This window comes from Thermococcus cleftensis (assembly GCF_000265525.1).
GTDB classification, from domain to species: Archaea; Methanobacteriota_B; Thermococci; order Thermococcales; family Thermococcaceae; genus Thermococcus; species Thermococcus cleftensis.
In genome coordinates this window covers 1,361,406-1,382,529 of sequence record NC_018015.1, presented here as the reverse complement: position 1 = coordinate 1,382,529, position 21,124 = coordinate 1,361,406, and the positions used below count along the sequence as shown (strand labels likewise).

Below are 21,124 nucleotides of genomic sequence, written 5' to 3'. Positions count from 1 at the left end.
AGAAAGGAGGAAGCCGAGATGAGCTGGACGACGCCAAAGAGGGCTTTCATAGGTGCCGCCGCCGCTGAGGGCGGAACCAAACTCAACGCCTTCGACAACGCCCTCCTCAAGTTGGGCATAGGAAACGTCAATCTCGTCAAGCTGAGCAGCGTCATTCCCGCGCACATCGAGTGGATAGAGGAGGTTCACGACGTCCCGATAGGAATGCTCCTTCCTACCGTCTACGCGCACATCGAGAGCGACGAGCCGGGAATGACCATAAGCGCGGCCCTGGGCATAGGAATCAGCGAGAACAACGAGGGTGGCTTGATCTACGAGTACAGCGGCTACTGCACCAAGGAAGAAGCCGAAGAGATGGTTAGGAAGATGGTCGAGGAGGGCTTTGAGCAGAGGGGCTGGAAGCTGGCGGAGTTCAAGGTCGCCAGCGCGAGCATAACCGTTAAGGACAAGCCCGCCGCCGCTATAGCCGTAGTGGTGATGTTCCCCTACTGATTCTTCATACCTTTTCCATTTCAAGGAGAACGTACTCGCCCTGGGCGATCTTCTCGAAGAGTAGGTTGTAGCGGGTTCCGTCCTTCACCGCCCAGACGTCTATGTACTCGCCATCTCCAGCCGGACGGACGTTTATCCAGAGCACGTCGAAGCCCTCCCGCCTGAGGGCGTTCTTCAGTATCCCCCCGATGCGCTTCCCGGGGACGAAAGCCCCGTCCTCCTCTCGGCCGTCTAGAAAGCGCCAGAGCTTGAAGAAGAGCCTCCTGCGGTTCCGTTCCTCCGCAGGATAGAGAAAGAAAACCCTGTCGTTCTCTCGGAGAAGGAAGCTGTGCCTTGCGCTCTCAAAGACCACCACCGAGAGAAAAACCGAACCGTCCTCAAGGATCTCCCCAACGATGTGGGGAATTCCATATTTAAAGCCCTCAGCAATCTCCTCTTCCACAAGCCCAAGCTTTCTCGCCAGTTCCCGCCGGGTTCCGGTATTCATCACCGCGATACTACCCGAGGACGCTTATAAAAATTTCCCAGGGCCAGAAGAACCTTAAGCTTTAAAACCCCGTGCCCTACCTAAGGGCGGTGAGACTCATGGGATACAACGAGCAGGAGAGAGCTTTCATCGAGTGGTATCCAAGGGGCTACGGCGTCGGCTTCAAAGTCAGGGAGAGGCTCTTTGAGACCCAGACGAAGTACCAGAGGCTTGAAATCTATGAGACTGAAGGATTTGGCAAACTGCTCGTCCTCGACGGGACGGTTCAGCTCGTTGAGGTCGGCGAGGAGAGCTACCACGAGGTTCTCGTTCACCCGGTCATGCTCGCGCACCCGAACCCGAGGAGGGTGCTCGTCATAGGCGGCGGCGACGGGGGCACGCTGAGGGAGGTCCTCAAGCACGGGACGGTGGAGAAGGCTACGATGGTTGAGATAGACGACGGCGTGGTGGAGGCTTCCTACATATACCTCGACGTGGCGAAGGACCTCCTCGACAGGCTCCTGAAGGGGGAGGAGCCGAGGGCCGAGCTCATAATCGGCGACGGCGTGAAGTACCTGCGGGAGAGCGACGAGCGCTTCGACGTCATAATAGTGGACTCCACCGACCCCGTTGGTCCTGCGAAGCTCCTGTTCAGCGAGGAGTTCTACCGCTCGGCCTACGAAAAGCTCAACGAGAAAGGGCTCTACATCACCCAGGCCGGGAGCGTTTACCTCTTCACCAACGAGCTCCTCGACGCTTACAGGGCGATGAAGAGGGTCTTCGATAGGGTTTACTACTTCAGCTTCCCGGTGATAGGCTACGCCTCACCCTGGAGCTTCCTGGTGGGGGTCAAGGGCGACATCGATTTCAGAAAGGTAGACACCAGGCGGGCAGAAAAGCTCGGCCTCTACTACTACGACCCGGAGAGGCACGAGACGCTCTTCCAGATGCCGAAGTACGTCAGGGACCTCCTTGAGAGGGCCTGACGGCTTTTCTAAAACCTTTTTGGAGGTACAACCATGCTCCGCGCGGTTATCAGAAACGCTCGAATCCCCGATGGGCGGGCGTTCGTAGGCATGGGGCTCCTGGGACTCACGTTCAGTCTGGAGAACAGCCCCGATTACACCCGTTTGGTCATGTTCCTGATTTCGCTCGTCCTCTACGTGGCCTATGCCTTCGCGATAAACAACTGCTTTGACGCGGATACCGACTCGATAAACCCGAGAAAGAGGGAGAAAAACCCCGTGGCCAGCGGAGAGCTGAGCTTTGGGGCGGGGATTGCCTCTTCCCTCGCCATGGCGCTGCTGGGACTGGGGCTTGCCGGCAGGCTGGGGGCGGGAGATCTGGTGGTGTACGCATCGATGATCCTGCTGGCAACCGCTTACTCGGCCCCACCGAGGCTCAAGGCGCGGCCGGTGGTGGACGTCCTCTCCCACGGGGCATTCTTCGGGGCCCTGCCCTTCCTCTACGGGGCCTACTTCGACGGCTCAATCACCGTGGAGGAGTGGGGCATCGCCGCGGCGGTGTTCCTCTACTCACTCGCCCTTGAGCTGAGGAACCACCTTGAGGACTACGAGAGCGACCTCAAAGCCGGCCTCAGGACGACGCCGATAGTCATCGGCAAAGGGCTCTCCGAAACCCTCGTCATCGCATTTTCGGCCGGGGCGGTAGGTCTGGCCCTCGCGGGAGTCCAACCAACCCTGGGTCTGCTCGGGGCCACAATTTACGGTCTCCGCACCAACTACAGGCTGATGGACGCTGCGATGGCCGCGGTCCTGATTTTCAGGGCATCAGGGGTGGTCTGATTGCGGATAGCGCTGGTGAGTGACTGGTACTACCCCAAAGTGGGCGGCGTCGCGAGCCACATGCACAGTCTGGCACTGAAGCTCAGTGAAAGGGGCCACGAGGTCGCGATAATCACCAACGACCTCGAAACTGGGAGGGAAGGGGAGCTGGAGAGCCTCGGGATAGAGCTGGTGAAGATTCCAGGTAGAACTAGCCCGATATTCGGGATAAACATGAGCTACTCCCTCGCCTCCAGCAGGGAACTCGAGGAATTCCTCAAGGACTACGATGTGGTCCACTCCCACCACGCCTTCACCCCACTGGCCCTCAAAGCCGTCAAGGCGGGCAGGGAGCTGGGGAAGGCGACCCTGCTGACCACCCACAGCATCTCATTTTCCCACGAGTCCCGCCTCTGGCAGGCCCTGGGCCTAACCATGCCCCTCTTCAGCCGCTACCTCCGCTACCCCCACGAGATAATAGCCGTAAGCCGCGCGGCGGAGGCGTTCATAAGGCACTTCACCGACGTTCCAGTCAGGGTGATACCCAACGGGGTGGACGACGAGAGGTTCCGACCGCTGGGTGAGGCGGACAAAAGGAGAGTGAGGGAGGAGTTGGGCATCGAGGGAAGGGTCGTGCTCTACGTCAGCAGAATGTCGCCGAGGAAGGGACCACACGTGCTCCTCAACGCCTTCCAGGGCGTGGCGAAGAGGACGGAAGACGTCACCCTCGTGTTGGTTGGCTCCGGCGAGATGCTCCCCTTCCTGAAGGCACAGGCGAAGTTCCTGAAGATCGAGGACAGGGTCAGGTTCCTCGGCTACGTGGACGACGCCACTCTGCCGCGCCTCTTCGGGGCGGCGGACGTTTTCGTCCTTCCATCGACGACTGCGGAGGCCTTTGGGATAGTTATCCTCGAAGCTATGGCCTCGGGAATCCCAGTGGTAGCAACTGACGTCGGCGGAATTCCGGAGATAGTGGGGGAGAGCGAGAGCGGCTTCCTGGTTCCTCCTGGAAACGAACCCGCCCTTGAGGAGGCAATTCAAAAGCTCCTCAGCGACGAGAAACTGGCCAAGTGGTTCGGGAGCAACGGAAGGAGGGCGGTCGAGAAGCACTACTCCTGGAGAAGGGTGAGCGGGGAGATAGAAAAGGCTTATGAGGAAACGATGAGAAACATCTAGGCAGAGATAGAGCGGTGGCTGAGATGGGGAAGGACGAGGTCTTGAAGGAGATAGACCGGCGCATCAAACGCCTGGAAGCGGAAATTCAAATGGCAGAGGAAAGGCTGAAGTACCTAGAGGAGATAGGGGCGCCCTCGAAGTACCGCGCCCTCCAGAGGAAGGACTACACCATTTACTACCTCGTCTTCATGGGGGTCTGGATGCTCGCTGGCACTCTGGCCCTTATCCTCATAAGGGGCCGCGTTCCCTATTTCAACGTCCCCCTGCTCCCCTACCTCCTGATATCCATCGTTATCCTGGCCGCACCGCTGCTTTACCTCCTGTTGAGCAGGGGAGAGAAGACCGGAACTCCCATGGAGGAGCTGGAGGAGCGGGAGAGACTCGCCAGGGAGGTGCTGGCCCTCTTCTACCGCCCCCTCCGAGAGGCGGTTGAGAAGGACGACAGGGGAAAGATTAAGGCGATAGCGGAAGAGCTCCTGAACAACCCTGTCCTAGCCAACGCAGTGGAAAAGATGGCCGAGGGTGAGCCGAAGCTCATGGCCTACGCCCTCTACCTCTACGCGAGCTACTCTCCGGAACTCGAGGACGAGGTGAGGGGAACCCTCGAAAGGCTGGGCAACAGGCCCCTCAGGGCGCTCCTGTCGGAGCTGGTGGAGAGCTAATCGGTTTTTCGGGGGAAAATATATAACTCCCACCGCCGTTTTTACCTTGGTGAGAGTCTTGAGGCTGGAGGTTCTGAGCAGGGAGGATATGAACGCCCTATCTAGGGAGCTGAGCAGGGCAGGAATAATGAACCGAACAAAGGAGGAGATTTCTTCCAGGATATCGCACTACGTCACGGTAGATGGCACCTACGCGGAGCTTCTCGAGAGAGCCGAGGGAATGGAACCCATCGAGGAGGCGCTAGAGGAGCTCAGGTTTGCCTACGACGAGATGCTCGGAAAATGGGAGGTGGGCGAGGAGAGGAACCTTGAGGAACTCTTCGACGAGTCCAACCTCGGAAAGCTGGTGGCAGTCACCGCCCTCATCGAGGCCGGCGCGGTCGAGGAGAAGGACGGAAAGCTCGTGCTGAGAGAAAAGGTACCCCTAGAGGTTCTCAGGGTCGAGCTCCGCTTCCCAATAGAGGACGTCGAGGAGTACCTGGAGGAGCTGGAGAAGCGCTTTGAGGTCGGAATGGTCACTGAGTACACTCTGGAGAAGAGGTACTTCGTGGAGGTAATGGAGGTCGAAGGGGAGCTCATCGAGGCCGCGCTGGAGATAGCCGAGGAGTACGCCACGGAGGAGAGCCTCGTCAATGCAACCTTCGAGGGGATAGCCCGCTCCGTCCTAGCGAACGTCATACTCGAGCTGGCAGAGAGGCACAGGCGCAAGAACGAGCTCATCGAGGCGATAATGGAAAGGGAACCCATCGTGGTGGAGGAGGAGCACGGGAGGGTGAACATCTACTTCGACGAGGACGCCATAGAAGACTTCCTGAAGGAACTCCAGACGCTCGGCTACCTCAAGGTGAAGGGCAACAGGATATGGGTCTAAGCCTCTCCGTAAAATTTTAAAATGACCTTTCTCACCTTAGCCCGGAGGTGGTGGCAGTGGCGGAGCTGAAGGCGGTTATATTCTACGACCGCGACGGCACCCGCTACTACCGCTGCCCGCGCTGCGGAATGCTCTTCAGGGACTCCAAGGAGTACACGAGGCACGTGAACAGGGCCCACGGGCACCTGTTCCGGAAGTGATTCCCTTTTCATTTACGGAATGAGGAGAACGGCCAGGGCTGAAAAGAAGTGATGAGCGGTTTCGGGCTTGCCGACCGCTAGTCTCGGATTATTATCTCCTTCGTCAGCCTGACTATGAAGGTCTTCCCCACTTTCTCCCTCTCAACCAGTTGCTTCTTCTCCAGCTCCTGGATAATTCTACTTATCGTGGGCCTTGAATAGCCCGTTAGCTCGGGTAGCTCCTCCTGCTTCACCGTGCCGCCCCTCTGGAGTATCGCGTTCACAACTATGCGCTCCTTCTCGGTCAGAACCTCGATGGGAACCCTGTTGGCAGACCACTTCTTCTTAGCGTAGTAGAGCGAGACCGGAACCGCCACGGCCAGTGAGAGCAGGACCGCGGCAGCTATCATCACCCAGTTTGTCTCCTTCTCCTGGGGCGGAAGCTTTATCTCCAGGTTCTCCTTGACCCAGTAGGTCTGGTAGCCCATCTCCTCTATCTTCTTCTGCACGTCCTTGGACATTCCAGCACCCATCAGCTCCACCAGGTCAGGGTTGAGCTTCTTTATAGCGTTGGCCGTGGAGTCAGAAAGGGCATCTTCCTGAGTCAGCAGGAGGGGAAAGCCGTATATCATCGCCCACCTGGCGGCTGCTAAAGCGGAGCCATAGTCGCTGGAGCTGGCGACCACGACGGTCTCGGCACCGTTTGGATAGAAGTGGAGAGCCAGCTTTGCGGCAGTTTCGGTCCTAACCGCCCCGCCGATCCTCTCCACCACGAATCCCATGTTGAGGAGCTCGTCCTGAACCTTATCGCTGACCGCCTGGGAGTCGCCTATTATGAGCACGTGGTTCCAGCCGAACTGGGCGTAGCTCTGGAGCTGGGCTATGGTTCCAGGATCGAGCTCCTTGGGATTGACGGGAAGAATAGGGACGTCGAGCATCTTGGCGTAGGGAAGGGCCACTATGTAGTCGATTAAATCGTCGTTTCTCACGATTATGAGGTCGTACTTCGGCCTATCTTCCCTCTCCTGGGCGGAGGAAAGAGGCAGGAGGAAGGACGAGAACACCAGCAGGATCAGCGCCAGAGCAGCGGCCCTTTTAACCATTTCACCACCTAAAAAGGGGGTGGGAAAAGGCCCTTAAAAGGTTTTTCAAAGCTCAATCTCCTCGCCAGGCTTGAGAATTACCACCTCGGCCTTCTCCCCAACGAGCCCCCTGAACTCCTCCGGGTCGGCGGAGATCGGCGGCCAGGTGTTGTAATGCATCGGAACGACCTTCCTAGGCCTGAGGAACTCAACGGCCTTAGCAGCTTCCCTCGGCCCCATAGTGAAGTGGCCACCTATCGGAAGGAGCGCAAGGTCTATCGGCCCATAAAGCTCGGCGAAGAGCTCCATATCCCTGAAGACGAATGTGTCGCCGGCGTGGTAAATCTTGACGCCGTCTAGCTCGATTATGTAACCACAGGCGTTCCCTATGCCGTACTTGCCGTCGCTGCTGGAGTGCCAGGCCGGAACCTGGACTATTTTAACACCCTCGACCTCGGTCGGGCCGTAGTTCATGCCGATAGTGGTTATGCCCTCGTTGCCCTCGACGAGGTAGTTGGCGATATCGTACATCGCCACTATCTTGGCCCCGGTTCTCCTGGCTATATCGACGGCATCGCCAATGTGGTCCCCGTGGGCGTGCGTTATTAGTATTAAGTCAGCATCTAGCTCCTCAGGCTTGGCTGCGGCCTGTGGATTACCGGTTAGGAACGGGTCTATCAGGATTTTCTTACTCCCCTCTATCAGGAAGGCCGCGTGGCCCAGAAACTTCACCTTCACCATTGGCATCACCACAGGATATAATAACCTGGACTAACTTAAATCTTTCGGGCGAGGAATATGGTCAATGATGTCCGTTTCAGCCCATCAGCGCTTTGTTTTTCCTCCCTCCTGCCCATAAATGCCTCACTGTCCTTTTTGGGAAAGCTTATATACAATTCCACCGAGATTTAAGCGGTGAGTTGCAGATGACGTTTGACTACTTCTTCAAGCCGAGGGCAATAGCTGTTATCGGGGCATCGAACGACCCCCTCAAGCTCGGCTACGAAGTCTTCAAGAACCTTAAGAAGTACAGGGACGGCAGGGTTTACCCTGTGAACGTCAAGGACGAGGAGGTTCAGGGGATCAAGGCATACAAGAACGTAAAGGACATTCCCGACGATGTGGACTTGGCGGTGGTGGTGGTTCCAAAGAGGTTCGTGAAGCAGACGATAATCGACTGCGGCGAGAAGGGCGTCAAGGGGATAATCCTCATCACGGCAGGCTTCGGTGAGGTCGGCGAGGAGGGCAAGCGGGAGGAGAAGGAACTTGTTGAGATAGCCCACAGGTACGGTATGAGGATAGTCGGCCCGAACTGCGTCGGAATAATGAACACCCACAACGATATGAACGCCACCTTCGTGATGGACGCGAAGAAGGGGGACATCGCTTTCATCAGCCAGAGCGGAGCTTTGGGAGCAGGGATCATCTACAAGACCGTCAAGGAAGGAATCGGCTTTTCCAAGTTCGTGAGCATAGGCAACATGGCCGATGTGGACTTCGCCGAGTTCATAGAGTACCTGGCCGATACGGAGGAGGACAAGGCCATAGCGCTCTACATCGAGGGGCTCAAGGACGGAAGGAGGTTCATGGAGATAGCCAAGCGCGTGACCAAGAAGAAGCCGGTCATAGTCCTCAAGGCCGGAAGGAGCGAGAGCGGGGCAAGGGCTGCATCAAGCCACACAGGTTCGCTCGCTGGAAGCTGGAAGATTTACGAGGCGGCGTTCAAGCAGAGTGGGGTCATAATCGCCGAAACAATAGACGACATGCTCAGCATGGCGAGGGCCTTTACACAGCCACTCCCGAGGGGCAAGAGGGTCGCCATAATGACCAACGCAGGTGGTCCCGGGGTTCTCACCGCAGATGCAATAGACAAGCTCGGGCTGAAGCTTGCCAACCTCGAGGAGAAGACGGTGGAGGAGCTGCGCTCATTCCTGCCGCCGATGGCTGCAGTTAAGAACCCAGTGGATATGATAGCGAGCGCTCGCGGAGAGGACTACTACAAAACGGCCAAGGCCCTCCTCAAGGACCCGAACGTGGACATGCTCATAAGCATCTGCGTAGTCCCGACCTTCGCAGGAATGACACCGACCGAGCACGCCGAGGGCGTGGTCAGAGCGGTCAGGGAGGTAAACAACGGCAAGCCGGTTCTTGGCCTCTTCATGGCCGGCTACGTCAGTGAGAGGGCGAAGGAGGTTCTCGAGAAGGCGGGCATTCCAAGCTACGAGAGGCCGGAAGACGTTGCCGCGGCCGCTTACGCCCTGGTCGAGTTCGCAAAGGCCAGGGGAGTTTTGGAGGAAGAGGAGTGAGGTGATTGTAGATGGCGAAGGTTACCGACATAGTGTTGTGGGACAAGCCAGGGGAGAAGGTTATCCTCCTCGGCAACCAGGCGATAGCGAGGGGAGCCCTCGAGGCCAACATAGCCGTTTTCGCCGCCTACCCCGGAACGCCCAGCTCGGAGCTCACCGATACGATGGCGATGGTTGCCAAGAAGGCCGGTGTCTACATGGAGTACTCCACCAACGAGAAGGTCGCCTTCGAGACAGCTCTAAGCGCCGCGTGGAGCGGTCTGAGGGCCATGACGGCCATGAAGCACGTGGGTCTTAACGTTGCGGCCGACACTTTCCTCAGCGCCGTCGGAATGGGAGTGGAGGGCGGCTTCGTCATAATGGTGGCAGATGACCCAAGCATGTGGAGCAGCCAGAACGAGCAGGACACAAGGGTTTACGCAAAGTTCGCCAACGTGCCCGTCCTCGAGCCCAGCGACCCGATGGAAGCCAAAGAGATGACGAAGTACGCCTTCGAGCTGAGCGAGAAGTTCAAGCACTTCGTTATCCTCAGAACCACCACGAGAAGCTCCCACGCGAGGGGAGACGTCGTTCTTGGAGAGCTTCCTGAGGAAATAAAGGGGGCCAAGAGGAAGTTCGGGAACTTCAAGAAGGACCCGAGCAGGTTCGTGGACATACCTGCCAACGCAAGAAAGTTCCACCCGCAGATTCTCGAAAAGATCGAGAGGATCCGCGAGGAGCTCAACAACTGCCCCTTCAACTGGATTGAGGGCGACGAGAACGCAAAGGTTGGCATCATTGCGCCTGGCCTGAGCTACGCATACGTCAAGGAGGCCCTCAACTGGCTCGGAGTCGAGAACGTAAAGGTTCTCAAGCTCGGAACCCCGTTCCCCGTCCCATACGGCCTTCTTGAGAAGTTCCTCGACGGCCTTGAGAAGGTTCTCATCGTTGAGGAGCTCGAGCCGGTGGTCGAGGAGCAGGTCAAGACCTGGGCCTACGACAGGGGACTCAGGATTCCGATCCACGGCAAGGACCTCGTGCCAAGGATATACGAGATGACCACCAGGAGGGCGGTCGAAGTGATAGCCAAGTTCCTCGGACTTGAGACCCCCGTGAACTTCGAGGAGATAGATAGGAAGTACGAGAAGGTCAGCAAGATGGTCCCGCCGAGGCCTCCCTCACTGTGCCCCGCCTGCCCGCACAGGAACACATTCTACGCCATAAAGAAGGCCGCCACTCCGAGGGCAATCTTCCCGAGCGACATAGGCTGTTACACCCTCGGTGTTCTTCCACCGCTCAAGGCCGTAGACACGACCGTCGCGATGGGCGGTTCGATAGGCATCGCCCACGGTCTGAGCATAGCCCTCAACGGAAGCATAGCCGAGGAGGAGCGCAAGACCGGCAAGGAGAAGAAGGTCATCGTTGCCACCATCGGCGACTCGACGTTCTTCCATACCGGACTTCCGGCCCTCGCTAACGCCATCTACAACCGCTCCAACGTCCTCATAGTAGTCGTGGACAACCTTGTTACAGCTATGACCGGCGACCAACCGAACCCGGGAACCGGTGACACCCCGCACGGGCCAGGAAAGCAGATTAAGATAGAGGAAGTTGCAAGGGCCCTCGGCGCGGACTTCGTCGAGGTCGTCGATCCATACGACATAAAGGCCACCACCGAGACCATAAAGAGGGCCCTCCAGGTTGAAGGAGTTAGCGTCGTAGTCACCAGGCGCGTCTGTGCCCTCCACAGGATAGGCCAGCTCAGGAAGGCCAAGGTACAGTGGCCAATCTACCAGGTGAACGAGGAGAAGTGTACCGGCTGTAAGATATGTATCAACGCCTACGGCTGTCCGGCCATCTACTGGGACGCTGAGACCGGCAAGGCCAAGGTCGATGAGCTCATGTGCTGGGGCTGCGGCGGCTGTGCCCAGGTCTGTCCGTTCGATGCCTTTGAGAAGGTCAGGGAGGGAGAGATATGAGGGAGTACAACATCGTTATCACCGGAGTTGGCGGCCAGGGTATTCTCACCGCCGCCAACCTCCTCGGCTGGGCCGCCCTCCGCGCTGGATACAAGGTCAGAATGGGAGAGGTCCACGGAATGAGCCAGCGCTTCGGTAGCGTCATAGCGTACGTCCGCTTTGGAGAGGACGTGTACGGCGCGATGGTTCCGGAAGGAAAGGCCGACGTCATACTAAGCTTCGAGCCGGTTGAGGCTTTGAGGTACATCAACTACCTCAAGAAGGGAGGCCTAGTTTTCACCAACGCCAGGCCGATACCGCCGGTTCAGGTCTCCATGGGCCTGGCCAGCTACCCGAGCCTTGAGGAAATTAAGAAGGTCGTGGAAGAGGACTTCAAGGGCAAGTTCATGGCCTTCGACGCCGAAGAGCTCGCCGTGAAGGCCGGCAACGTCATCACCACCAACGTCGTCCTCATCGGAGCGCTTACCCAGACGCCAGGCTTTCCGCTCTCGGCGGAGCACGTCAAGGAAGTTATCCGCGTCAGCGTTCCTCCGAAAGCCGTCGATGTGAACATGAAAGCCTTCGACCTCGGAGTCCAGGCGGCGAAGGAAATGCTGGGGCTCTGATGCCCCCTTTAGGATTTTTCCGTTCTCGAAGATAAGAAAGTGCTAAGCCCTCTTGGCGGCCTGGAGCTTTCTGACCCTCTCCTCAACGGTCTCAGTACCGAGGAGGGCCTTCTTGAGGAGCGGGAGCCACAGGGTCTCCGTGACGATGGACGCGAAGACAGTGATGACGGTGACCGCCAGTATGACCTCCGCCCAGTGCAGGGTCAGCGTCCCCTCGCCGTACTTGTTCACCAGGGCAAGGGGAAGGGAAGCCAGGGCGGCCGGGACTATACCCCTGGGCCCCTCGAGCGATATGAAGAGGTACCTCCTGAAGCCCCAGCGCCTTGCTATCGGCAGGGCCGCGAGAGGCCTGGCAACGAGCATGAGGAAGTAAGCCACCAGCAGGCCCTTCACTAGGTTGCCGGCGAATATGCCGAGTTCAAGGCTTGCACCGAGGAGGAAGAAGATGAAGAGAGTCGCTATGGCAGAAAGGTTCTCGTTGAATCTCACCTCGAGGCTTATGGCCTTGAGAACCCTCTCCATAACGCCGATGCTGCGGAACTTTCCGAGCACCTTGAAGTTCCCGAGCACCAGGCCGGCAACGGTGGCGGCAAGGTAGCCGGAGGCATCGATGCTGTCTCCTACCAGAAAGGTCAGGAAAGCCAGTCCCAGGGCGAATATCTCGATCTCGGGGAACTCAAAGATCTCAGCCTTCTTGATGAACCAGTAGCCAAAGAAGCCCATGGCCACGCCGACCAGGGCAGAGACGATTACCTCGTAGAGGAAGTAGAGAACGCTGGCGCCGTAGATACCCACGTGACCGGAAAAGGCCGAGAAAACTTCCGAGACGGCGTTGGGGTAGAGCATCGCCACGGCCACCGTCGTTAAGACTATGCCCAGAGGATCGTTGAATATCGACTCGGCCACTATGGTGGTCTCCACGTCCTGCTCAACCCGGTACTGCCTGAAGAGGGGAATCAGCGTGGCCGGGTCTGTGGCACTCACTATCGCGCCGAAGAGGAACCCGACCAGGAGCGGGGCGCCAAAGAGCCAGGAGAAGAACCAACCCGCGAGAAAAGCCGTTACAAGAACCCCAATGGTGTCAAGGAGGAGAATGGTGGTTGAGTTTCTTTTGAGGAGCTTCCAGCTCAGATTGTGACCTTCGGTAAAGAGTATAACCACGAGGCCAAAAACCCTCACGTACTCGAAGAGCTCGTGGGAAAGGGAACGGGGCACAAAGGAGGTCAGCGGCCCAATAAGAACCCCCAGGAGAATAAAGAGGGGAACGTATGATATTCCAGACTTCCTACTCACGACCATCGCGAGAACGCCCAGCATGAGAATCGCAACCAGGAGCTTCGCTACTAGATCCACCGGAACCATGCTCTCGCCTCCGTTTTTGAAGCGGTAAGATATAGGGTTTTTTAAAGTTCCTGAACGAAAGATTTCACCCCACAACCTCAGGCGGAATCGCTACCCAGAACTGTCCAACTAAATGTCCCACCACTGCCCGATTACCTCCCTCACCCTCGTGACGGTTCTCAGTGCCTCGTAGGAGGGGCTAACCGGAACCTCTCTAATTTCTCCGCTCAGATAGCCCTTGATGAACGCGGGAAGCCCCTTTTCAAGGCCAACGGAGTAACCGCCCTCGAAGATCACCGCGAGCGGATAGCGGGAGAGGGTCGAGCCGGCATAGGCGAAGAAAAGCTCGCTCAGCCTGAGGGTCGTCAGGTTCTCACCCAGGAAGCCGTCAAAGCCGGCCGAAACGACAACGAGCCTTGGCTTGAACTCCGCGAGAACCGGCAGAACGACCTCGTTCCAGGCGTAGATGAAGTCGTCGCCGGAGTAGTGGGGCATCGGGACATTGATTTTTGTACCCTCGGCCCCTTTCCCGCCGACCTCGTGCTCGTAGCCGCTCCAGGGGTAGATGTCGTGCTCGTGCAGGTCTATGTGGACGGCATTGGGATCGTCCCAGAGTATCTCCTGAGTGCCGTTGCCGTGGTGGGCGTCGAAGTCTATGACGAGAACCTTCCCTGAAAGCTCCTCAGCCACCTTCGCCGCGTAGGTGGCGTTGTTGAAGATGCAGAAGCCAAGGGTGGGAGCGTTGAAGGCCCTTCCAGATTTCCCCGCGTGGTGTCCTGGTGGTCTGACGAGGGCAAGGTAGAGGCCTTTCCTTTCGAGGGTGAGCTCGACGGCGAGGCGAGAAGCTCCAAAGGCCGTTAAAGCGGCCTCCCAGGTTCCTGGCGAGACGTAGGTGTCGGGGTCGAGGTACGAGAACGCGCCGCCCCTCCCCCTGACGAGCTCGACGTACTCCTTCGAGTGAACCCTGAGGAGCTCCTCCTCGGGAACGGGCTGGGGTTCGATGGGATCCCAAAGTCCCAGGTTTTTCAGAGCCTGAACTGCCCTCAAAAGCCTCTCGGGATTCTCAGGGTGATAGTTTTCAGGCTTGTGCTCCAAGAAAACGGGGGAATAGATAACGGAGAAGGCCAAAGCCTTCACCACTCCTCCTCTTCCTCGATGAGGCCGTACTTCTCCAGCTCGCGGAGGAGCTTTCTGACGGCCTCCCATGCGTCGTGCTCGCTCTTCGCTCCGGAGCAGACTATCTTTCCGGAGGAGAAGAGCAGTATCACCGCCCTCGGCTCCTTGACGCGGTAGATAACGCCGGGGAACTGCTCGGGCTCGTACTCACAGTTGGGAAGGCTCAAAGCAACGGCATCGAGGTTGAACTCCATACCTATGTCGCCGCTGAAGACCATGTTCTGTATGTCTATCTGCGGAGCGCGGCCGAACTTGGCCCCTATCTTCTTGAGCATTTGAATGAGCTTATTGACGGCCCGCTCAATATCCTCGACGCTCTTGGCGCCGGTGACGACGAGCTTGCCCGAACTGAATATCAGGAGGGCAACCTTTGGCTCTTCGAAGCGGCAGATTATGCCGGGGAACTCCTCTGGGTTGTACTTGGAGTTGGGGCATATCTCAATGACCTTCTCAAGGTTGAGCTGCGTGAACAAGTCCACAGAAGCGACGATGTTCTCGATCCTGAGCTTTACATTGCTCATATCTACCAAGGCTTACACCTCCAGATGGTGGGTTTAAAAACCCTTTATAAATGAAGCCGCTTGAGCTTTTAAAGGTTTACGTCCAAAAGAGGACATCAGACTAGAAAAAGAACGGAAGGGAATCAGGGGTAGGCCTCAACTAGGACTTTGCCCGCCTCGGTGAGGCTCTTGCTCCCGAGGAAGCCCAGCTCGCGGAGCATCGTCAAAGCTTTCTTTATCTCGTCGTCGCTCAGGCTGAGGTGCTTCCTTATGACGTCCACTTCCTCCACCTTGTAGCCCCTGGCCTCGCCCTTCTCCTTCCAGATTCTGTTGAAGGTCTCAAGGTTGTCGTGGATAACCTTCAGCACGTTGTAGAGGGTCGGGGTGACGCTGAACTTGACCCTGACTACCTCCTGGAGCTTCGCGTTCTCGAGGACCGTCTTGACCCCCTCTCCAAGCTCAGTGAGCTTGACCATGCCGTTCTGGAGCTCGACGACGAAGCCCTTGGCCTCGGCCTCACCGATTGCCCTGGTTATCTCTTTCTCGTCGCCGCCGACGTAGTCCCTGACCAGTTCAACCAGCTCGTCGCGGTGGACGTACTTCCTTCTGGGGGTCTTTGCGAGTATGGCCGCGTCGTAGCGCGTTATGAAGGGCCTCCTCCTTATCGAGCGGCTCAGCCTGAGGTAGAACCTGCCCTTGTCGGTGACGCCGGCCTTTACAACCCCCTCCTCCTGGGCCTTCAGAACCCACTCCGCTATGGGAACGTCGCCGCTCTCCGCGTAGGTTACGGCCTTCATGGCATCGGGACTGACGGTTCCGAACTCTATGGCCCCCCTGCCCCACTCGGTGAGCCAGTAGGTGTCCTTGTTCTTAACGAGCCTCCTCTCGACGAGCTCCTTGCTCTCAAGGAGGTGGAGTATCGCCCCGAGGTCTTCGACTTCGACGCGCCTGGCGATCTCCTTCCCTGTCGGCAGTATCTCGGGGTTGGTCTCGTGCTTCTCCTCTATTTCCTTGATGGCCCTGAGGACGGCGAGCTCATCGTCGAGCAGGTAGATCGGGAGGACCTTCTCCTCGATCCTGCCCATCGCCTCGTAGGTCTCCATCATGGCTTTTCCGAACTCCGTCGTTCCCTTCTCGTCGCTGAGCCCCATGCTCTCCAGCTCTGCGTTGCCCCTACCCGCCTTCAACGCCTCGAAGTCCTCCTTTCTCAGAACTATGGCCCTTGCAAACACTGGTATCATGCTTATCGCTTTGAGCGCGAGCCTTGCAGCCGGAGTGGTCGCGAAGGCCCTGCCCTTCTCTGTCGGCGGTGAAATCAGGAGCAGGCGCATGGCCTGGAGGGCGTTGACTATGTTGTCGCCGTAGAGCCGGGAGTTCTTGAAGGTGACGAGCTCGTCGAGGGTTCCGAGCTTTGGCATTCCCCTGAGGAACGAGACTATCTCAGGCGTGAGGTAAACGACCGGGTGCGTCTCGCGGTAAATTTGGAGGAGCGCCCTTCCGAACTCGGTGAGGCCGTTCTCGTCGGCCAGCTTCCTCTCCTTAAGCTTCTCAAGCCAGTCCCCGGGGATTTTACCGGTCTCCTCCAGGAGCTCCAGCATCTTCACTATCTCGGTGTCGGCTATAAGGTCGGGGAGTTCCTCAAGGTTGAGCGAGTCGGTGATTTCAAGAAGCTTCCTTCCGGCCTCTGTGAGCTTAATCTTTCCTCCCTCAAGCTCGGCGAAGCCAAGTATGTAGAGCTCTATCGCCCTAATCTGGAACTCCTCGGGCAGTTTGGCCTCGATCTCGGCCTGACTCTCGGTTTTCTTCATCTCCCTGAGTATCTCCAGGTGCCTCCTCTTCAGGTACATATCATCACCTCCGCTGTTGCCAGACATTTTTCTAACCAGAATTTTTTAAAACTTTCGGTGAATAAAAATGGGTAAGGTTTAAAAGGTGAGGAAAGCAGGTGGGGCAGGTGGTGGAGATGAGGAACACGATGGTGTTAGTGAGAACCGACAACTTCCAGAAAGCCAGCATAGCCTTGGCTGACCTCGTGCGCTACGGAGGAATGAGGATTCGCGGTGATCCCAGGATAATCCCCCCTGCCCTCTCGGACTGGGCCTTCGAGAAGATAAGCGGCGAGAGGCCTAGGAAGCGCTTCAGGGCTCATGTGGTTGCTCAGATAGACCTCCCCCCAAGGAAGGCGATAGGCAGGCTGATGGACATTCACCCCCCGGCACATATCCTTGTGATACCGCCCGACACAGAGATCTGGGAGGAGCTGATACGTCTCTGGGGAAGCTTTGAAAAGCTCCGCGGTTTTCACCCGCCGAAGATGACCAAGGCAGAGGAGCTGAGGAAGAAGGAGAAGGAAGAGGAGGAGTGGGAGTTCGAGGAGTTTTGATCACTTCTTTCTCTTTCGTATCCTGATGTTAGCGATGTCGCCGAGGGTCGGCTCGTAGTCCCTGGGAATCGTCCTCTTCTCAATCATCTCCTCTCCACTTGTTTCAATGAGCTTTATCTTGAAGTACTTCTCAAGCTTCCTGGCCTCCTTTATGGTGGGCTCGCGGTGGCCGTGGGCTATCGCGCGGAGGTCGTTCATCGAAAGGCCTATCTCGTGGGAGAGCTGCTCGTAGCTCTTGCCACTCCTCTGTATTGCCTTGTACACCCTCTCGGCGTAGTCCTCGACTATCTCCTCGGTGTAGAGAGGCTTCTCGCGGTAGGGCTTCGGCTCCCTCTTGGGCCTCGGGGCGGGTCTGGAAACGCGCCTCTGCCTGCCCGTTGGCATTATGCTGAAGGTTCCGGGCTTTTTACCGCCGTATTTCTCGTAACAGCGGTCACAGACGAGAACTTCAGCACCCTCGAGCCTTATCCTGTGCCCCGGCCCCCTTATCGGGGCGCCACAAATCTCGCAGTACTTCGGCTTGGCCTTCCCCATCTCAACCACCTTCTTGCTCCACATAAGGCTCGGAGTCAGGCTTTTTAAACCCCACGATGAGCTTATACCGATGGCGGAAGTGAAGGTAGAGAGGCTCAGGGAACTTGACCAGGGGACGCTCGAGAGGCTCATCGAGATATACATGAGGGGCTACGAGGGAATGCGCGAGTACGGCGGTGAGGGTGAGAGCTATGCGAAAAGATACCTCCGCTGGTGCTGGAACAATGCCAGGGACGGTTTCTTCGTCGCCAAGATCGGCGATGAGATAGTGGGCTTCATAGTCTGCGACGACGACTGGTACAGCAAGTACGAGGGAAGAACCGTCGGGGCGATCCACGAGTTCGTGGTGGACAAGAACTACCAGGGGCACGGGATAGGGAGGAGGCTCATGGAGAAGTGCCTGGAGTACCTGGGGAAGCACAACGATAGGATTGAGCTGTGGGTCGGGGAGAAGAACGAGGGCGCCATCAGATTCTACGAAGGCTACGGCTTTAAGAAAGTCGGCCAGAGCGGGATATGGGTTAGAATGGTGAAGGATTTGAAGGGGGGTGGCGGGAGTGCCCTGCATAGACCCTCCAAGCCCGGAGAAGGTGAGGAACTTGAGGGAAGAAAGCTTCATAAGAGAAGGAAATGGGAAGCTGAAGGTGACGATAGAGAGCAACGGAGAGGTCATTAAGACCACCGTGAACGGTTCGCTAAAGAGCGTTAATGAGATAGCGGAGATGCTTGGCGTCAAGGTCGAGAACGGGAGGATAGAGGCCGTCGTCGACGGGGTCAGAATTACGGCCAAGCGAGGAAAGCTTGAGCTCGAGTTCGAGAACGGGGACAAGATGAGGATTGAGCGGGCCTGAGCCACAGCGGACATAAAAAGGAAGTAGAAAATGCTTCACTTCACAGGCGGCCTGAACTTGTAGCCGTAGAGGATTATTCCGTCCTCCTCGAACTCCCTTATCTTCTTGGTGACGACCTCGACCTCCATGCCGAAGTCTATCTCCTCGGGATCGACGTCGGTGAGCTGAGCCAGGACCACCGGGCCCTCTTCAAGCTCTATTAGGGCCAGCGGGAACGGCTTGTAGTACTCGAAGCCGCTCGGAGGGTTTCTAACTATGGTCCAGCTGATGACCTTGCCCTTTCCGCTCAGCTCAACCTCCTCGATGTTCCTCGAACCGCAGACCGGGCAGACCGGCCTCTTCGGGAAGTGAACGTGACCGTTCTCGCACTTTCCGCCCATGAGCCGGTACTTCTCACGGAAGTGCCTCCAGTAGCGGGAAACCTGCATCGGGCGAGCCATCTTCAAACCCTCCTGAATATGCTAACCGTTATGTTCGAGCCGGTTCCACCTATGTTCTGGGTGAGGCCTATCTCAGCGTCCGGCACCTGGTTCGGGGCCTCTCCGCGGAGCTGGAGGACAGCTTCGACGGTCTGGTACATTCCGGTGGCTCCAACAGGGTGACCCCTCGCCTTAAGGCCTCCCATGGTCTGTATAGGATAGTCGGCGTCTATCGCTATCTGTCCCTCCCTGGCGAGCTTCGCACCCTCACCCTTCTTCGCAACGCCGAGGGCCTCGAGGCTTAGCGCCGCCATCACGGTGAAGGCGTCGTGAACCTCGAAGAAGTCTATGTCCCTCGCCTCAACGCCTGCCATCTTGTATGCCCTCTCAGCGGCTATCTTCGCCGCCTTGAGCGTTAGGAGATCCTCCCTGCTGGCCAGGCTTATGGTGTCCACAGCGCGCCCCATTCCAGCTACCTCGACCCACTTCTCCTTCGGAACCCCGAGCTCCTTCGCCTTCTCCGGCGTGGTGATTATGACCGCCGCAGAGCCATCGCAGACAGGCGAGGCGTCGAAGAGCTTGAGCGGGTCTGCAATGTAGGGGCTCTTGAGAACAGTTTCGACCTTAATCGGGCGCTTGAACATCGCGTAGGGGTTCTTGGCGCCGTTGGCGTGGGCATTGACTGCGAAGAGGGCCAGATCCTCCTCGGTGTAGCCGTAGGTCTTCATGTAGTAGCGCATTACCAGGGCGTTCAAAGCCACGAAGCTGGCACCGTGGAAGAGCTCCCACTCGGCGTCGGCCGCGTAAGCGAGGTAGCGCGTCGCGTCGCTCGGCCACGCGTCCGTCATCTTCTCGACGCCAACGACAGCAACGACATCTTCCAGCCCGCTCATTACTGCCTTGACTCCCTCTTGAAGGGCGGCGCCTCCGCTGGCGCAGGCGGCCTCGATTTTAACGGCAGGAATGTTTCCAAGACCGGCCCAGTCGGCTATGAGCGCGCCGAGGTTCTCCTGCTCGACGAAGGGGCCTGAGATCATATTGCCGACGTAGAGGGAATCCACCTTCTCTATTCCGGCATCGTCCATAGCCTTGAGGAGAGCCTCGACCGCCAAATCGCGGAGGCCGAGCCTCCAGTGCTCGCCAACGGGGGTCATACCGGCACCTATTATGACTGCCTTCCTCATCTCAACCACCTCACATGATGAACTTTCTCCTCGCCTTCGCGTAGAGGGCGTAGTCGATGTACTTCTTCCTGTTCACGTAGTCTATGGTCTTTGGAGCGAGGTCGCGCTTCTCCTCGATGGCGTCCTGAACGACGATGCTGAAGGCGTCGCTTCCAGCGCCGGAACCGAAGGAAACCCACAGGATCCTGTCGCCCGGCTTGGCGATGTCGAGAACTGCAGAGACGCCGACCATCGTGGCGCCGCTGTAGGTGTTTCCGATGATTCCAGTGAGCAGTCCAGGGAGGATCTTCTCCTTCGGGATTCCAAGAATCTTGCCGGCGGTGAGCGGGAACTTGACGTTGGGCTGGTGGAAGACCGCGTAGTCGAAGTCGTTCACCGTAAGGCCGAGCTCCTCCATGAGCGTCTTGGCCGCGCTGATGACGTGGTGGAAGTAGGCAGGCTCGCCGGTGAACCTGTTACCGTGCCTCGGGTAGTGCTCGTGCTGTCTCCTCCAGAAGTCCGGAGTGTCGGTGACGTAGGAGTAGCTACCCTCGAAGTAGGCAACGGTCTCGGAGCTCTTTGGCCCGACTATGAAGGCCGCTCCACCTGCTCCGGCGGTGAACTCGAGGTGGTCGCCGGGCCTTCCCTGGGCGGTGTCGGCTCCAATGGCCATCGCGTAGTCCGCCATCTCAGAGCCGACGAAGCCTATCGCGGTCTGCAAAGCCTCGGTTCCAGCCTTACAGGCGAACTCGAAGTCAGCGGTGCTCACATCGGGAGTTGCGCCGATGGCTTCGGCTATTACAGTTCCGGTGGGCTTGACAGCGTAGGGCTTGCTCTCCGAGCCGAACCAGACCGCTCTTATGAGCTTGGGATCGATCCTGGCCCTTCTCAGTGCGTTTCTCGCGGCCTCGATTCCTATGGTGAGCGCGTCCTCGTCAAGGCCCGGAACGGCCTTCTCCTCAATGGGGAAGCTGGAAACTCCCCAGACCCTTCCTATCTCCTCGGCCTTGATTCTATACATTGGAACGTAGGCACCGTAGCCGACGATGCCGACTTCGCGCCTCGGCTTCAGGAGCTTTTTCATGGTGCATCACCCACAAAAGCTGAACGTGACTCGCCTAAGGTTCAAGAGCGAGTTATAAAAGCCTTTCGGTGAAAGTAAAAGGCTTTTTCGAC

At 57.8% G+C, this 21,124-nt stretch carries 23 protein-coding genes and 1 pseudogene; 13 read left to right on the top strand and 11 right to left on the bottom strand.

Annotated features, from left to right (window positions below):
• The first annotated feature begins 18 nt into the window (after positions 1-18).
• A complete protein-coding gene (locus tag CL1_RS07400; protein ID WP_014789257.1) occupies positions 19-492 on the top strand; it encodes a pyruvoyl-dependent arginine decarboxylase in 474 nt (157 codons plus the stop codon).
• 4 nt (positions 493-496) lie between these two features.
• On the opposite strand, the gene CL1_RS07395 is transcribed toward CL1_RS07400, so the two are convergent.
• Positions 497-979 (bottom strand): hypothetical protein, encoded by a 483-nt coding sequence (locus tag CL1_RS07395; protein WP_014789256.1) that lies wholly within the window; start codon positions 977-979, stop codon positions 497-499.
• A gap of 98 nt (positions 980-1,077) precedes the next feature.
• Between CL1_RS07395 and speE the strand changes: the two genes are divergently transcribed.
• Genes speE through CL1_RS07365 form a run of 6 tightly spaced genes read left to right on the top strand, consistent with a single transcriptional unit; the run spans position 1,078 to position 5,651 of the window.
• Positions 1,078-1,944 carry a polyamine aminopropyltransferase gene (gene speE, locus CL1_RS07390; protein WP_014789255.1) on the top strand — a complete coding sequence of 289 codons (867 nt, stop codon included), beginning with the start codon at positions 1,078-1,080 and terminating at the stop codon, positions 1,942-1,944.
• Positions 1,945-1,977: 33 nt separating this feature from the next.
• On the top strand, positions 1,978-2,763 hold the full coding sequence (locus CL1_RS07385; protein WP_014789254.1) for a UbiA prenyltransferase family protein: 786 nt from the start codon (positions 1,978-1,980) through the stop codon (positions 2,761-2,763).
• On the top strand, positions 2,764-3,918 hold the full coding sequence (locus tag CL1_RS07380) for a glycosyltransferase family 4 protein (protein WP_048152120.1): 1,155 nt from the start codon (positions 2,764-2,766) through the stop codon (positions 3,916-3,918).
• Positions 3,919-3,941: 23 nt separating this feature from the next.
• A complete protein-coding gene (locus tag CL1_RS07375; protein ID WP_014789252.1) occupies positions 3,942-4,580 on the top strand; it encodes a hypothetical protein in 639 nt (212 codons plus the stop codon).
• 58 nt (positions 4,581-4,638) lie between these two features.
• Entirely contained in the window at positions 4,639-5,451 is an 813-nt protein-coding gene (locus CL1_RS07370; protein ID WP_014789251.1) for a hypothetical protein, read from the top strand.
• 47 nt (positions 5,452-5,498) lie between these two features.
• Complete coding sequence (locus CL1_RS07365) at positions 5,499-5,651, top strand: DUF7128 family protein (RefSeq protein ID WP_237266231.1); 153 nt, start codon at positions 5,499-5,501, stop codon at positions 5,649-5,651.
• A gap of 77 nt (positions 5,652-5,728) precedes the next feature.
• On the opposite strand, the gene CL1_RS07360 is transcribed toward CL1_RS07365, so the two are convergent.
• Both CL1_RS07360 and CL1_RS07355 read right to left on the bottom strand, forming a co-directional pair.
• Entirely contained in the window at positions 5,729-6,733 is a 1,005-nt protein-coding gene (locus CL1_RS07360; protein WP_014789250.1) for a cell wall-binding repeat-containing protein, read from the bottom strand.
• Positions 6,734-6,778: 45 nt separating this feature from the next.
• Positions 6,779-7,453 carry a metal-dependent hydrolase gene (locus tag CL1_RS07355; RefSeq protein WP_014789249.1) on the bottom strand — a complete coding sequence of 225 codons (675 nt, stop codon included), beginning with the start codon at positions 7,451-7,453 and terminating at the stop codon, positions 6,779-6,781.
• 185 nt (positions 7,454-7,638) lie between these two features.
• Between CL1_RS07355 and CL1_RS07350 the strand changes: the two genes are divergently transcribed.
• The 3 genes from CL1_RS07350 to CL1_RS07340 are packed head-to-tail and all read left to right on the top strand — an operon-like array spanning position 7,639 to position 11,581.
• The gene (locus CL1_RS07350; protein WP_014789248.1) at positions 7,639-9,018 is read left to right on the top strand and encodes an acetate--CoA ligase family protein; all 1,380 of its coding nucleotides are present in this window, start codon (positions 7,639-7,641) and stop codon (positions 9,016-9,018) included.
• An 11-nt stretch (positions 9,019-9,029) separates the two neighbouring features.
• Positions 9,030-10,976 carry an indolepyruvate ferredoxin oxidoreductase subunit alpha gene (gene iorA / locus CL1_RS07345; RefSeq protein ID WP_014789247.1) on the top strand — a complete coding sequence of 649 codons (1,947 nt, stop codon included), beginning with the start codon at positions 9,030-9,032 and terminating at the stop codon, positions 10,974-10,976.
• The gene (locus CL1_RS07340) at positions 10,973-11,581 is read left to right on the top strand and encodes an indolepyruvate oxidoreductase subunit beta (protein ID WP_014789246.1); all 609 of its coding nucleotides are present in this window, start codon (positions 10,973-10,975) and stop codon (positions 11,579-11,581) included. The genes iorA and CL1_RS07340 overlap by 4 nt, the downstream gene beginning before the upstream one ends.
• Positions 11,582-11,623: 42 nt before the next feature.
• Here the strand turns inward: CL1_RS07340 and CL1_RS07335 are convergent, their stop codons facing one another.
• The 4 genes from CL1_RS07335 to CL1_RS07320 form a co-directional block, all read right to left on the bottom strand.
• On the bottom strand, positions 11,624-12,943 hold the full coding sequence (locus CL1_RS07335) for a cation:proton antiporter (protein ID WP_014789245.1): 1,320 nt from the start codon (positions 12,941-12,943) through the stop codon (positions 11,624-11,626).
• Between the two features lie 108 nt (positions 12,944-13,051).
• Positions 13,052-14,050 (bottom strand): histone deacetylase family protein, encoded by a 999-nt coding sequence (locus tag CL1_RS07330; protein WP_014789244.1) that lies wholly within the window; start codon positions 14,048-14,050, stop codon positions 13,052-13,054.
• Between the two features lie 5 nt (positions 14,051-14,055).
• Positions 14,056-14,628, bottom strand: a complete 573-nt coding sequence (locus CL1_RS07325) for a TATA-box-binding protein (protein ID WP_048152114.1) — start codon at positions 14,626-14,628, stop codon at positions 14,056-14,058.
• A gap of 113 nt (positions 14,629-14,741) precedes the next feature.
• Positions 14,742-16,445 carry a DUF505 family protein gene (locus tag CL1_RS07320; protein WP_014789242.1) on the bottom strand — a complete coding sequence of 568 codons (1,704 nt, stop codon included), beginning with the start codon at positions 16,443-16,445 and terminating at the stop codon, positions 14,742-14,744.
• Positions 16,446-16,561: 116 nt separating this feature from the next.
• Here CL1_RS07320 and CL1_RS07315 point away from each other — a divergent pair, with 116 nt between their 5' ends.
• Positions 16,562-16,981 carry a DUF356 domain-containing protein gene (locus CL1_RS07315; RefSeq protein WP_014789241.1) on the top strand — a complete coding sequence of 140 codons (420 nt, stop codon included), beginning with the start codon at positions 16,562-16,564 and terminating at the stop codon, positions 16,979-16,981.
• On the opposite strand, the gene CL1_RS07310 is transcribed toward CL1_RS07315, so the two are convergent.
• On the bottom strand, positions 16,982-17,515 hold the full coding sequence (locus tag CL1_RS07310) for a multiprotein bridging factor aMBF1 (RefSeq protein WP_014789240.1): 534 nt from the start codon (positions 17,513-17,515) through the stop codon (positions 16,982-16,984).
• Positions 17,516-17,585: 70 nt separating this feature from the next.
• On the opposite strand from CL1_RS07310, the pseudogene CL1_RS07305 reads away from it, so the two are divergent.
• Positions 17,586-18,059: pseudogene (locus CL1_RS07305) on the top strand (GNAT family N-acetyltransferase); the annotation flags it as partial.
• 100 nt (positions 18,060-18,159) lie between these two features.
• Positions 18,160-18,366: a hypothetical protein gene (locus tag CL1_RS07300; RefSeq protein WP_014789238.1), complete on the top strand. Its 207-nt coding sequence runs from the start codon at positions 18,160-18,162 to the stop codon at positions 18,364-18,366.
• Between the two features lie 35 nt (positions 18,367-18,401).
• Here CL1_RS07300 and CL1_RS07295 read toward each other — a convergent pair whose 3' ends face one another.
• From CL1_RS07295 to CL1_RS07285, 3 genes are read right to left on the bottom strand one after another with little or no spacing between them, the layout of a single operon-like run.
• Positions 18,402-18,806, bottom strand: a complete 405-nt coding sequence (locus CL1_RS07295; protein ID WP_014789237.1) for a Zn-ribbon domain-containing OB-fold protein — start codon at positions 18,804-18,806, stop codon at positions 18,402-18,404.
• A 2-nt stretch (positions 18,807-18,808) separates the two neighbouring features.
• Positions 18,809-19,969: a thiolase domain-containing protein gene (locus tag CL1_RS07290; protein WP_014789236.1), complete on the bottom strand. Its 1,161-nt coding sequence runs from the start codon at positions 19,967-19,969 to the stop codon at positions 18,809-18,811.
• A gap of 10 nt (positions 19,970-19,979) precedes the next feature.
• A complete protein-coding gene (locus CL1_RS07285) occupies positions 19,980-21,032 on the bottom strand; it encodes a hydroxymethylglutaryl-CoA synthase (RefSeq protein ID WP_014789235.1) in 1,053 nt (350 codons plus the stop codon).
• Positions 21,033-21,124 lie beyond the last annotated feature (92 nt).

Bases quoted from the DNA above. Each gene is read 5' to 3' on its own strand.
- CL1_RS07335 (WP_014789245.1), bottom strand. From the start codon at position 12,943: ATGGTTCCGGTGGATCTAGTAGCGAAGCTCCTGGTTGCGATTCTCATG.
- iorA (WP_014789247.1), top strand. From the start codon at position 9,030: ATGGCGAAGGTTACCGACATAGTGTTGTGGGACAAGCCAGGGGAGAAG.
- CL1_RS07375 (WP_014789252.1), top strand. From the start codon at position 3,942: ATGGGGAAGGACGAGGTCTTGAAGGAGATAGACCGGCGCATCAAACGC.
- CL1_RS07310 (WP_014789240.1), bottom strand. From the start codon at position 17,515: ATGGGGAAGGCCAAGCCGAAGTACTGCGAGATTTGTGGCGCCCCGATA.
- CL1_RS07315 (WP_014789241.1), top strand. From the start codon at position 16,562: ATGAGGAACACGATGGTGTTAGTGAGAACCGACAACTTCCAGAAAGCC.
- CL1_RS07395 (WP_014789256.1), bottom strand. From the start codon at position 979: ATGAATACCGGAACCCGGCGGGAACTGGCGAGAAAGCTTGGGCTTGTG.
- CL1_RS07355 (WP_014789249.1), bottom strand. From the start codon at position 7,453: ATGGTGAAGGTGAAGTTTCTGGGCCACGCGGCCTTCCTGATAGAGGGG.
- CL1_RS07320 (WP_014789242.1), bottom strand. From the start codon at position 16,445: ATGTACCTGAAGAGGAGGCACCTGGAGATACTCAGGGAGATGAAGAAA.
- CL1_RS07385 (WP_014789254.1), top strand. From the start codon at position 1,978: ATGCTCCGCGCGGTTATCAGAAACGCTCGAATCCCCGATGGGCGGGCG.
- speE (WP_014789255.1), top strand. From the start codon at position 1,078: ATGGGATACAACGAGCAGGAGAGAGCTTTCATCGAGTGGTATCCAAGG.
- CL1_RS07285 (WP_014789235.1), bottom strand. From the start codon at position 21,032: ATGAAAAAGCTCCTGAAGCCGAGGCGCGAAGTCGGCATCGTCGGCTAC.
- CL1_RS07400 (WP_014789257.1), top strand. From the start codon at position 19: ATGAGCTGGACGACGCCAAAGAGGGCTTTCATAGGTGCCGCCGCCGCT.
- CL1_RS07360 (WP_014789250.1), bottom strand. From the start codon at position 6,733: ATGGTTAAAAGGGCCGCTGCTCTGGCGCTGATCCTGCTGGTGTTCTCG.
- CL1_RS07340 (WP_014789246.1), top strand. From the start codon at position 10,973: ATGAGGGAGTACAACATCGTTATCACCGGAGTTGGCGGCCAGGGTATT.
- CL1_RS07350 (WP_014789248.1), top strand. From the start codon at position 7,639: ATGACGTTTGACTACTTCTTCAAGCCGAGGGCAATAGCTGTTATCGGG.
- CL1_RS07290 (WP_014789236.1), bottom strand. From the start codon at position 19,969: ATGAGGAAGGCAGTCATAATAGGTGCCGGTATGACCCCCGTTGGCGAG.
- CL1_RS07295 (WP_014789237.1), bottom strand. From the start codon at position 18,806: ATGGCTCGCCCGATGCAGGTTTCCCGCTACTGGAGGCACTTCCGTGAG.